A 10,958-nucleotide genomic window follows, 5' to 3' on the forward strand; every position below is an offset into this window, starting at 1 on the left:
AGCGCAGCCACACTCTATAAGCGAGGCGTTTGCCAGCAAAAAAGCGCGCGACAGGGTAAGCCCGCCGCGCGCTATCCTATGCGGACTAGTTATTGTTGTTGGTCATCGAGGCCACTGCTGCCGCAAGATTGGAAATGGGCATCGTCTGCAACCAGATGCGACCGGGACCGGTGAGCACGGTGTTGAACACGCCCTCGCCACCAAACATGATGTTTTTGACGCCCTTGACCATTTGAGCGTCGATGCTCACGGTCTCCTCAAAGCCGGCCACGTTGCCGGTATCCACAATCATCTGCTGGCCAGCAGCGAGCTCGTACTCAACCAGGTCGCCGTCGATCTCGGCAAAAGCAACACCCGAGCCCGTGAGCTTCTGCATGATAAAGCCCTCGCCGCCAAAGACGCCGGCCTTTGCCTTCTTGTTAAAGTGAATGCTCAACTCGACGCCACTTTCCGCGGCAAGGAACGAACGCTTCTGCAAAATCCAGCTCTTGCCCGGACCGATCTCGATTGGCACGATGCGGCCGGGGAAGCAGGAGCCAAACGCGATCATGCCATCGCCACGCGCGGTCCAAATGTTTTGGAACAATGCCTCACCCGAAAAAGCCTTGGAGAACATCTTGCCGATGCCACCGCCCGAGGTAGACATTTCCATGTTGGGGGTCATCCAAGCCATGGCGCCGCTTTCGGTGATCATGGATTCGCCATCGCTAAGGTTGCACGTAACAACCGGGAAAGCCCCTCCGCCGATCTCGTACTGCATGACCGTCTCCTTTCCACTCAGGAGCCGAATAACGATGCCTATATTTTAGCAGGTAGAGATGCATATGTTCACACCGCCCATGCCCTCTCCTGCGGACGTTTCCCCAGATAAAACCTGCCAAAATAAACCTGTTCCTTTTTGGCAGGTTTTAAAGGCAAACGGTGAAGGTGATCTGGTTGCCGTGACCGGATACGGTGGCGGCGCCTCCATGGGCCTCGGCGATGGCACGCACCACGGACAGGCCCACGCCCGAGCCACCCGTCTTGGAGCTGCGCGACGCATCCGCACGATAGAAGCGATCGAACAATCGGTCCAGGTCGCCCTCGGGCAGCTCGTCCACGGCGTTCGATACGACAAGCTCGGCGGCGCCCTTGCCTTTGCCGTGCGAAACGGCGCACAGGCTCAGCTCAATCACGCTGCCCTCGCTCGCATAGCGCGTGGCGTTGTCCAGTAGCAACTCAACCACCTGCGCCACCGCCGCGGCATCGGCATGGGTCCGCACGCCGGTCGCAATCGACGTCGACAGGCGTTTACCGCCTGAGACCGCCACCGACTTAAACGGCGCCGCCACCTTGTTCACCGCCTCCGAAAGATCGATCGACGCCATGGTAAAGCCCGCCGAGCCCTCGTCCATGCGTGCCAAGAACACCAAGCGCTCCGTGAGCGCCGATAATAGCGCACCCGCACTCGCCTTAGTGCTGCCTTAGCAGGTCGATGAGCATATTTAAAAAAGCAAGGTTATAGCTTAGTCGGACTTAAGGAACGGGCGGCTTCACATCTCGCCCTGCAAACAACGCCCGTACAGCGAGCGCGCTTGCCGCATGGGCGTTGCGGCCGCCTGCAGCTTATAGATAGGCGCCCTCAAGCCGAAGCAGCCACTCCTTGCGATCGAGCCCGCCGGCATATCCGTTGAGCGAACCATCGGCGGCAACTACGCGATGGCATGGCACGATAATCGAAATGGGGTTACGCGCAACCGCAGCCCCCACCGCGCGAGGAGATACAACGGGTGCCTCGTTTCCCGGCACATGATGTCGAGCCGCAACACGCTGGGCGATCTCGCCATACGTAGCGACCTCGCCACGCGGGATAGAAAGCAGCTCAAACCAAACCTCGCGCTGAAACGCCGTGCCAATCAAATGCAACGGCGGCGTAAACCGAGGCTCCTGCCCCGCAAAATAAGCATTCAGCCAAGCCCATGAACGCTCAAGCACCGAAGAGGCCACACCATTTGCCGGACTCACCGAAGACATCCCACCGGTACCAGAAACCGCATCGGTACCTACGACATACTCCGCATCCTCTTTGAGCAGCGTAGAGCCAAAGTGCTCCTGCCCCTCAAACCAAAGCCCCGTCAAACCGCGGCCATCAGCGGCAAGCAGGATTTCGCCCAAAGGCGAGGCAAATGTCGTCGTGACCACCAGCGGCTCCTTTCAAAACTCAGCAAACATAATACCGCGAACTGTGCAGACAACCCCCGCAGATACGTCCGGGCGGGCTCGCAATTACTTCAGCGAGGCTGTTTTTCCCAATCAAGCGAAGAAGACGCGGGGCTTCGACGCCAGGGCGGTACCCCCGCCAGCTGAGCTCTAATACTTTCCCGAGAAGTGAACGAGTAAAAACGAAGCCCCGGAGCATCCACACCTTTAGACCAAAAAACCGCAGGATTCGCGCTGCAAAACCGCAGGAAATAGCGGTCAAAATATGCCAATGCTTCGGGGGTCCAAATAAGGTCGTTCACTTCACGGGAAAAGTATTAGACCTCAATTCGCACCAAGCCCAAAGTCACCCCAGGCAGCAGGCGCGAAGCGCCGCCGCTGCCGCCACGGCCCCGCAGTAGACCCAGGCGGCAGGCGCGAAGCGCCGAGGCCGCCGCCGGGACCAGAGCCCGCAACAACCACGCGCCCCCACATCAGCCCAGCGGCCCCAACCAACAACGTCCCCATCGCAGAGCGCTCGCAACAGCGTCACCGCAGGCGGGGGCCGGGCTTGGTTTTCAGAACATTCCGCAGACCAGTGTGGCGCCTTGTCCGCGGCTCCGAAGGAGCAGGACAAGGCGCCACACATGGTCGAGGACGTTCTGAAAACCAAGCCCGGCCCCCGCCGGACAGGTCAAACTACTCGCAGAGCAGCTTAGCGATCTGGACGGCGTTGGTTGCCGCGCCCTTACGGATTTGGTCGCCGCAGCACCAGAAGGTGATGCCGCGCGCGGCCTCGGGGTTCGAGATGTCGCGACGCACGCGGCCGACCCAAATCAGGTCCTGGTCGGACGTATCCATCGGCATGGGGAAGCGGTCGTGTGCACCCTCGGCACCCAGATCGTCAACCAGCTTGACGCCGGGAGCGGCAGCCAGCGCAGCACGGGCCTCCTCGACCGTAATATCGCGCTCAAACTCGAGCGTAATGCTCTCGGAGTGCGAACGCAGCACGGGCACGCGCACGCAGGTGCAGTTCACGCGCAGCTCGGGCAGATGCATGATCTTACGGCCCTCGTTTTGCAGCTTCATCTCCTCGGAGGTAAAGCCCTCCTCCTTGACGCCGCCAATCTGCGGAATCAGGTTGCTCGCCAGCTGGGCGGCAAATGCACGCGGCTCGGGAATCTCCTCGCCGCGACCCAGGGCGGCCAGCTGAGCCTCGAGCTCGGCCATACCGGGAGCGCCGGCACCCGAAGCCGCCTGATACGTCGAGACGATCATGCGCTTCACGCCGGCGAGCTGATGCAGCGGCCACGTGGGAACCAGGCCGATGATAGTCGCGCAGTTGGGATTGGCGATAAGGCCGTGATGCCACTTGATATCGTCGGCATTGATCTCGGGCACGACCAGCGGCACCTCGGGATCCATGCGGAAGGCATGGCTGTTGTCTACCACGATGGCGCCACGCTTGACGGCCTCGGGCAGCAGCTCCTTCGCGATATCGTCGCCGGCAGCGCCGAGTACGATGTCGCAGCCCTCAAAGGCCTCGGGGCAAGCTTCCTCGATCACAACCTGCTCGCCGCGGAACTCGACGGTCTTGCCCGCAGAGCGCGCGCTCGCTAGCAGCTTGAGCTTGCCGACCGGGAACTCCTGCTCGTTGAGACACTCGAGCATCTGGGTGCCAACAGCTCCCGTCGCGCCCAAAATAGCAACCGTGTACTGTTTCATGCTTCCCCCTTTTAAGGTTGTGGCTTTTGCCCGCACGCCGAGCAGGCTAAATGTTCTTGCCCAGTTTATACAAAAACGGGACGGGCATGAAACCCGCCCCGTCGAAACGAAACCGAAATGAAACGCCCCACGGCAGATTTTGGGGCATGTCCCAAAATCTGCCGGAATGGCCGCTACTTGTGGAGGGCGGCCAGGGCGGGTTCGACCGGCGCGGGAGCCTCCAGGTCCGCGACTTTCACAATGCCGTTCTCGTCGGAGAAGGCACGGTAAATGGTCTGAATCGCCAAGTCGAAGTCCTTCTCCTCGACGCCGATAATGATATTGATCTCATCGCAGCTCTGCGAAATCATACGCACGCTCACGCCCGCCTGGCCAAGCATGCCAAACAGGTGGCCCGAGATACCTGCACGGCCGCGCAGGTTACGACCGACGGTCGCGATAAGTGCCAAGCCCTCGACCACCTCGATCTCGAGCGGCTCGACCTCCTGCTGAATGTCGCCTACGAGCGAGTACAGCGAATCGCGCACGTCCTGCTCCTGCACCACAGCACCAAAGCGGTCGACACCGGTGGGCATGTGCTCGACGGAAACGTCATAGCGTTCGAAGACCGAAAGCGCACGGCGCATAAAGCCGACGCGCGGCTTGGTACGGTCGCGGGCAACGTTGATGGCGACAAAGCCGCGCTTACCGGTCACGCCGGTAATGATGGGCTCTGCCTCACCCTCGTCAGCCGTCTCGCTAATGATGGTGCCGGGGTCCTGCGGCGCATTGGTGTTCTTGATGACCAGTGGAATGCCTGCCTCGCGCACAGGGAACACGGCCTCCTCGTGCAGGACGCTTGCACCCATGTACGAAAGCTCGCGCAGCTCCTCGTAGGTAACGCGGGCGATGGGCTGAGCCTCGGGCACAATGCGAGGATCAGCAGAATAGAAGCCCGAAACGTCGGTCCAGTTCTCGTACAGGTCGGCGCCCAGGCACTTGGCCAGGATCGAGCCCGAGATATCGCCGCCGCCACGGTCGAGCAGCTTGATTTGACCCTCACGCGTCGCGCCGTAGAAACCGGGCATGACAAAGCCGCCCTGCTGACCGTACTCCTGCACCAGCTCGGAGGTGCGGTTCATGCTGAGCGTACCGTCGTGATGGAACGCCACGACCGTCGCGGCGTCCAGGAACGGCAGGCCCAGATACTCGGCCATCAGGCGAGCGGTGAAGTACTCGCCACGACTCACGAGCTCCTCGGTGGAGTAGCCGCCCGAGCGGGCGCGCTCGGCAAAGGCCGCGAACTCCTCGCGGATGGGATAGGTGAGCTCCAGCTCGTCAGCGATATCAAAATAGCGCTGCCCAATGTCCTCGAGCAGCTCCTCGCACGACACGTGGTACTTAACGTGCGCGTTAACCAGGTAGAGCAGGTCGGTCACCTTGGTGTCGCCCTTAAAGCGGCGACCGCAGGCAGAAACCACCACAAAACGGCGGGCCGGATCGGCATCGACAATGGCCTTGATCTTCTTAAAGTGTTCGGCGTCGGCGACAGACGAGCCGCCAAACTTGGCAATCTTAATCATGGGCTGGAGGTTACCTTTCTAAAAGCCTCTGCAAACCTGTTTTGCGCGCTCTGATACCATGGTTTCACCGATTGGGACCAAGGCATCCGAGGAGCAGTGTTATATGGGAACTTATCATAGTACACGAGGACGCACTTTATCGTGCTCAAGTAAGGTGGCAATCCGCACCGGCATCGCTCCCGACGGGGGTTTGTTTGTCTCGGACGAGCTTGGCACCCAGCAGGTCGATATCAGCTCGCTTGCAGATAAATCGTACTTTGAAATCGCTCAAGATGTGTTGGGAATGTTACTGAATGATTACACGGCCGAAGAAATTTCGGCGTGTGTCGACGAGGCATACCGCGGCACGTTCGCGAGCGAAGAGGTTACGCCGCTCGTCAAACTCGACGCTGCGCCGGGCGCTGACGCCCCTCAGACCTATGTGATGGAACTCTTTGGCGGCCCCACGAGCGCCTTCAAGGACGTCGCCCTGCAGATGCTCCCCCGCCTTATGGCCCGCACCTCCGCCAAGGACGGCGGCGCCGAGCGCATCATGATCGTCACCGCCACGTCGGGCGACACGGGCAAGGCAGCACTCGCCGGCTTTGCCGACGCTCCGGGCACGGGCATCACTGTCTTTTATCCCGAGGGCAAGGTCAGCCGCGTCCAGAACCTGCAGATGTCCACTCAGGAGGGCGATAACGTCGCCGTCTGCGGTATCCGCGGCAACTTCGACGACGCCCAGAGTGCCGTCAAGCGCATCTTTGCCGATAAGGAACTTGCCGAGCGCTTGGAGGCCGCCGGCACGGTGCTCTCGAGCGCCAACTCCATCAACGTCGGCCGCCTGGTGCCGCAGGTTGTCTACTACTTTGCCGCCTATGCGCAGCTACTGCGCGCCGGCGCCATCAAGGCCGGCGATGCCGTGGAGTTCTGCGTGCCGACCGGCAACTTTGGCGATATCCTGGCCGGCTACTATGCCAAGCGCATGGGTCTGCCCGTCGCCAAACTCGTCGTGGCCAGCGACAAGAACAACGTGCTCGCCGACTTCCTGACCACCGGCGTCTACGACCGCAACCGTCCGTTCTTCACGACCATCTCGCCGTCGATGGACATCCTTATTAGCTCCAACCTGGAGCGCATGCTCTACTTCCTGTCCGACGGCGACTGTGAGCTCGTTGCCGGCCTTATGGAGCAGCTTGCCCAGACCGGCCGCTACGAGGTACCCGCCGAACTGCTGGCAAAGATTCAGAGCGTCTTTGGCTGCGGTTGGGCCAGCGAGGACGAGGTCCGCGCTGCCATCAAGAGCTGCTGGGACGCGAACGGCTACGTGATCGACCCGCACACCGCTTGCGGCTACCACGTCTTTGAGCAGGTCGCTTCCGCCGAGGGCGCCAAGGCCCGCGTGCTGCTTTCGACCGCCAGCCCCTACAAGTTCCCACGCGCCTGCTGCGACGCCCTGGGGCTCGACGTTCCCGAGGATGATTTTGAGGCTATGCGTGTGCTCGAGCAGGCCACCAACACGGTCGCCCCGACCCAGCTCGCCGAACTCGAATCCAAACCCGTCCGTTTCGAAGACGTCTGCGACGTCGATGAGATGGCAAGCTACGTCGAGTCTGCAGCAAAACGAATGAGCACCAACTAGATTCCTTATTAAGCGCCGGCGAAAGCCGGCGCACCTTCTTTTATCAGATAATCCCCGGGATGATGACGAACGCGCACAGCGTGCCTGGCTGTTTAGTTCGTCGCGAGTTCCGCACGCAAAGGAAAGCACTTAATGTGCTTTCCGTCTTGCGCAGGACTGCCCGAGCAGCGAACTAAACAGCCAGGCACGCCAGGAGGACTCACATGATCAAAATCACCGTCCCAGCAACGAGCGCCAACCTAGGCATCGGCTACGACACCCTCGGCATGGCCGTCAGCCTCTACTCGCACTTCACCTTCGAGCGCGCCGACAAGCTCACCATCACGGGCTGCCCCGAGGAGTTTCAAAACGAGAACAACCTAGTCTACGTGAGCTTTGTCGACGCACTGGCCGCATGGGGCGAGCCGGCCTTCCCCGTCGCCATCGACATTCAGACTGACGTTCCCGTCGCCCGCGGCCTGGGCTCCAGCTCAACCTGCGTCGTCGCCGGCATTATGGCCGCCGCCGCGCTGACAGGCCACACCGTCGACCGCGCCGAGCTCGTCCGCATTGCCACCGAGGTCGAGGGCCATCCCGATAACGTCGCCCCCGCCATCCTGGGCGGCGCCGTCTGCTCCTTTACGCCGACCGATTCGCTCCCCCAGTGCCTGCGCTACGAGGTGAGCGATCGCTTGCGTTTTATTACCGTGATTCCGCCCTACGAGGTACATACGAGCGAGGCGCGCAAGGTTGTGCCGCAGGAGATTCCACTCTCCACCGCCGTATGGCAAATGGGCCGCATCGCCGGCATGACGCGCGGCCTGGAGACCGGCGACCTGGATCTGATTGCCGCCGCCAACGACGACCGCATCCAAGAGCCGTATCGCCGTCGCCTCATCCCCGACTACAACGCCGTGCGCGACACCTGCCTTAACGGCGGCGCTAAGACCATCTGGATCAGTGGTTCGGGCTCGACCCTCATGGCCGTGACTGACGACACCATCGTGGCAAAGTTCCTACAGGTCAAACTGCGTGAACAGTTCCCCAAGTGTGACACGCACATTCTGACGTGCGACACCGAGGGCGCTCAAATCGAGTACCTGTAGCGCCCTGCCTCATTGCTCTCACCGGTCCCCTTGGGGCTTCCCCTGAAAACGTCCTCGATCATGAATTGCCCCGTCGTGCGCTTCGCGCGACGGGGCAATTCGATCTGCGGATTGTTTTCAGGGGAAGCCCCAAGGGGACCTTCGCAGCCTCGACAGGATAATCGCATTCGCTGATTTAATTATCGCCCGATTCGCGGCGCAATCTATTTATCTCCGCTGCTCAGAACCGCCTCAAGTCTTTGCACGAGAACTCCGACGGTAATTCCAAGTGCCTCTGCATAGGCGAACTGCTCATAAACCCTAAGACTGCGTTCCCCGGTTTCGACTTTCGAGATGAACGACTGAGGTACCCTCAGTTTCTTTGCGAGTTCAACCTGAGTGATACCTTGTTCCCGACGAATCTGGGAGAGGCACTTTCCGCATGTCCTATTAGCATCAACGTTCATACCGTTTACGCTATATTCCATTTTGATATATCCCAAACTAGGATATATTCATGTGAGTATCTGTTTCACTTATCGCAATTGTTCGCATCGCACATTTGAAACGAGAGAGGGGACTCGATAAGCATGGATGACGAGATGAAAGAGCCCAATAGTGAGCAAACGCCCAGTGCATCTGATGAACAGAAGCCGAATATCGAAGGGAAGCAGGTTTCTGATGGTGCTGACGACACCACCTCCCCTGACGATCGATCATCAAATGAAGACGGTGCCACATGCAATAAGGAAGAGGACGATTCACTTCTAACGAGTGCCATTAACAAACTTGGTGGTAATAAACGAGCGGCTATCGCAACTGCTGCGATAGTTGCCGTCATCTTCTGCTTACCCATGCTGTTTCCTCAAATGTTTTGCACCCACAAACTTTGGACCAATGCAAACTGTACAAGCCCTCGCACCTGTAAAAGTTGCGGCAAAACCGAGGGGAAACCGCTCGGACATGAATGGGAAGAAGCAACATGCACGGTTCCGAAGACCTGTCAACGCTGCGGCAAAACCGAAGGGAAACCCCTTGGGCATCAACCAGGTTCTTGGACTACCGAAGTCGATTACGTTGACGCCACCTCGAAGGAAATTCGAGAATGCGGGAGATGCGGAGAGGTCGTTGACACCCGCAACGAAAAGGAAATTACTTCCTTTCTTGGCGACGGATCGTTTTCAATTTCACCTGAAGGCTTTATTGAACGACTTAACGAGGAATTCTCCGATATTCCCAATTGCAGCAGTATGAAGGCGAGTTACGAGTTAGACGATAGCGGCACGGGACTCGAGCTTCAGATAAAAAATGGCTCTACGCTTGCCGGTATTGGAGGTTTTTCTCGGACTCGAGCAGTCAACTACTATTCAGCTATCTTGGATCAGAAAACTGCTTCAAAAACATAGTCATGTACTTCGAAAATTCAGATTATGCCGCGGCGACAGCATTAGCAACCATACAAGCAATTGATCCAACACTCTCATTTTCCGACGCTAAGGAGATTGGAGCTGCCTGCGTAGGTACGCCAACTGTCAAAAATGGAATTACGTACGCAATCTTACCTTCAAATGGAGAATACTGGCTGAGCACCCGAATTGAATAATTTACTTTAATTGCTAAATGCAGACGCCTCTTACTCGCGGCATATTAAAGTTCAACCCCTGCTAGCATCGTCAATCGAAATATGCCCCGCCGAGCACTTTAGCTTGGCGGGGCATTTCAATACGTAGGCGGATTTTGATACCTAGAAGGCCCACATGCCCCCACTAGGCAGCCGGCTTCGCTGCTCAAATTGCTCGAACTGCAACTTGAGCAATCAGCGGCCAGCATCTCTTTTAGGCTGCGCTAGTTTCTTTGTATTCAAAGACTGGCTCTAAGATGTCTTCGATGCTGCAGTGCAGGACTTTCGCCATATCCCTTACGGTTGTTACCGATGCTTCGTTGATGTTTCTCTGGCGCTGTTCGTACATTTGGATTGAGCGGAGTGATACGCCCGATTCGTATGCCAGGTCTTGTTGGGTTTTCTTGAGCCTCTTTCTTGCTTGCGCCAGTTTAGTTTGACGAGGTGTTTTCTTCGCCATATCGCAAATAAGACGCGCCACACGTTCCTCTGAGGCTTCATGCCAGGGGTAGTACAGACTGCGTAGCACATCGAATGGAACGACATGCAGCAAATCTTCGAAAGACTCTCCTAGGCGCCACTGCAGGTATGCCAGTATCCAGCCCGCCCAATATTCCGGCGTCTTCTCAAATCGATAGGCGCAGTCCGGTATAGGCCCGTTTTGATAGCCCGACCTTTCGGCGATAAGCGCGAACAGCTCAACGCCCGATTTTCCCGACACTACCCATGCGTTGCCGCGTTCGAACTCGCGAGCTACGCCGCTCAGGCAAAAGAGTTCAGCAACTTCCGATCCTTCTGCTCCGTAATCGTTAACGGCATAGTCGAAGCAATCCCCGAGGTTGTTCATTGCGTCCTCAAGGTAATAGACGGGATATGTCCTACTCGGCCCACGATCCGTTAACTCTTGGATCATTTAAATCAACCCTCCCTGACATCAAATCCCTAATGTCGACACCCTCGGTGTCAAATCCGTTTACCGTATCCAGGTACTTACGTCGAGCGTTCTGTTCTCGCTCAAATCGTTTGGGATAAAACTCAGCTCCCGAGGCCTGCTTCCAATCGCGAAACCTGATCGCCGAGAACGCGCGCTCACTCATAAGCGCATATTGAATGCCCAAATCCCCCAAAAACATAATGCGCTGCGGTAGCGCGCAGAGATGTGGTGTAAGAGGCGGGGAATGCCCCGC

The 10,958-nt window shown here is 58.4% G+C and carries 11 protein-coding genes; 3 read left to right on the plus strand and 8 right to left on the minus strand.

Going from position 1 to position 10,958, the window contains the following annotated elements:
- Positions 1 to 85: 85 nt before the first annotated feature.
- The 5 genes from DWW12_RS07660 to DWW12_RS07680 form a co-directional block, all read right to left on the minus strand.
- Positions 86 to 760 (minus strand): TIGR00266 family protein, encoded by a 675-nt coding sequence (locus DWW12_RS07660; RefSeq protein ID WP_117629922.1) that lies wholly within the window; start codon positions 758 to 760, stop codon positions 86 to 88.
- Between the two features lie 148 nt (positions 761 to 908).
- On the minus strand, positions 909 to 1,409 hold the full coding sequence (locus DWW12_RS07665; protein ID WP_117778623.1) for a cell wall metabolism sensor histidine kinase WalK: 501 nt from the start codon (positions 1,407 to 1,409) through the stop codon (positions 909 to 911).
- Positions 1,410 to 1,605: 196 nt separating this feature from the next.
- Positions 1,606 to 2,181 carry a methylated-DNA--[protein]-cysteine S-methyltransferase gene (locus DWW12_RS07670; protein ID WP_233544266.1) on the minus strand — a complete coding sequence of 192 codons (576 nt, stop codon included), beginning with the start codon at positions 2,179 to 2,181 and terminating at the stop codon, positions 1,606 to 1,608.
- A 696-nt stretch (positions 2,182 to 2,877) separates the two neighbouring features.
- Positions 2,878 to 3,903: an aspartate-semialdehyde dehydrogenase gene (locus tag DWW12_RS07675; protein WP_117778625.1), complete on the minus strand. Its 1,026-nt coding sequence runs from the start codon at positions 3,901 to 3,903 to the stop codon at positions 2,878 to 2,880.
- A gap of 173 nt (positions 3,904 to 4,076) precedes the next feature.
- On the minus strand, positions 4,077 to 5,465 hold the full coding sequence (locus tag DWW12_RS07680) for an aspartate kinase (RefSeq protein ID WP_117778626.1): 1,389 nt from the start codon (positions 5,463 to 5,465) through the stop codon (positions 4,077 to 4,079).
- A 103-nt stretch (positions 5,466 to 5,568) separates the two neighbouring features.
- Here DWW12_RS07680 and thrC point away from each other — a divergent pair, with 103 nt between their 5' ends.
- Together thrC and thrB are read left to right on the plus strand one after the other, a co-directional pair.
- Positions 5,569 to 7,086: a threonine synthase gene (gene thrC / locus DWW12_RS07685; protein WP_117855638.1), complete on the plus strand. Its 1,518-nt coding sequence runs from the start codon at positions 5,569 to 5,571 to the stop codon at positions 7,084 to 7,086.
- A 203-nt stretch (positions 7,087 to 7,289) separates the two neighbouring features.
- Positions 7,290 to 8,171, plus strand: coding sequence for a homoserine kinase (gene thrB, locus DWW12_RS07690; RefSeq protein ID WP_006234874.1), 882 nt, complete (start codon positions 7,290 to 7,292; stop codon positions 8,169 to 8,171).
- A 203-nt stretch (positions 8,172 to 8,374) separates the two neighbouring features.
- On the opposite strand, the gene DWW12_RS07695 is transcribed toward thrB, so the two are convergent.
- Entirely contained in the window at positions 8,375 to 8,638 is a 264-nt protein-coding gene (locus tag DWW12_RS07695; protein WP_231501614.1) for a helix-turn-helix domain-containing protein, read from the minus strand.
- Between the two features lie 102 nt (positions 8,639 to 8,740).
- On the opposite strand from DWW12_RS07695, the gene DWW12_RS09770 reads away from it, so the two are divergent.
- Positions 8,741 to 9,556: a hypothetical protein gene (locus tag DWW12_RS09770; protein ID WP_147345482.1), complete on the plus strand. Its 816-nt coding sequence runs from the start codon at positions 8,741 to 8,743 to the stop codon at positions 9,554 to 9,556.
- Positions 9,557 to 9,985: 429 nt separating this feature from the next.
- Here the strand turns inward: DWW12_RS09770 and DWW12_RS07700 are convergent, their stop codons facing one another.
- Together DWW12_RS07700 and DWW12_RS10040 are read right to left on the minus strand one after the other, a co-directional pair.
- Positions 9,986 to 10,684, minus strand: coding sequence for a helix-turn-helix transcriptional regulator (locus DWW12_RS07700; RefSeq protein WP_233544267.1), 699 nt, complete (start codon positions 10,682 to 10,684; stop codon positions 9,986 to 9,988).
- On the minus strand, positions 10,650 to 10,958 hold a 309-nt coding region (locus tag DWW12_RS10040; protein ID WP_233544268.1), incomplete at its 5' end, for a hypothetical protein. The genes DWW12_RS10040 and DWW12_RS07700, both read right to left, overlap by 35 nt.

This window comes from Collinsella sp. AF14-35 (assembly GCF_003464565.1).
GTDB lineage: Bacteria > Actinomycetota > Coriobacteriia > Coriobacteriales > Coriobacteriaceae > Collinsella.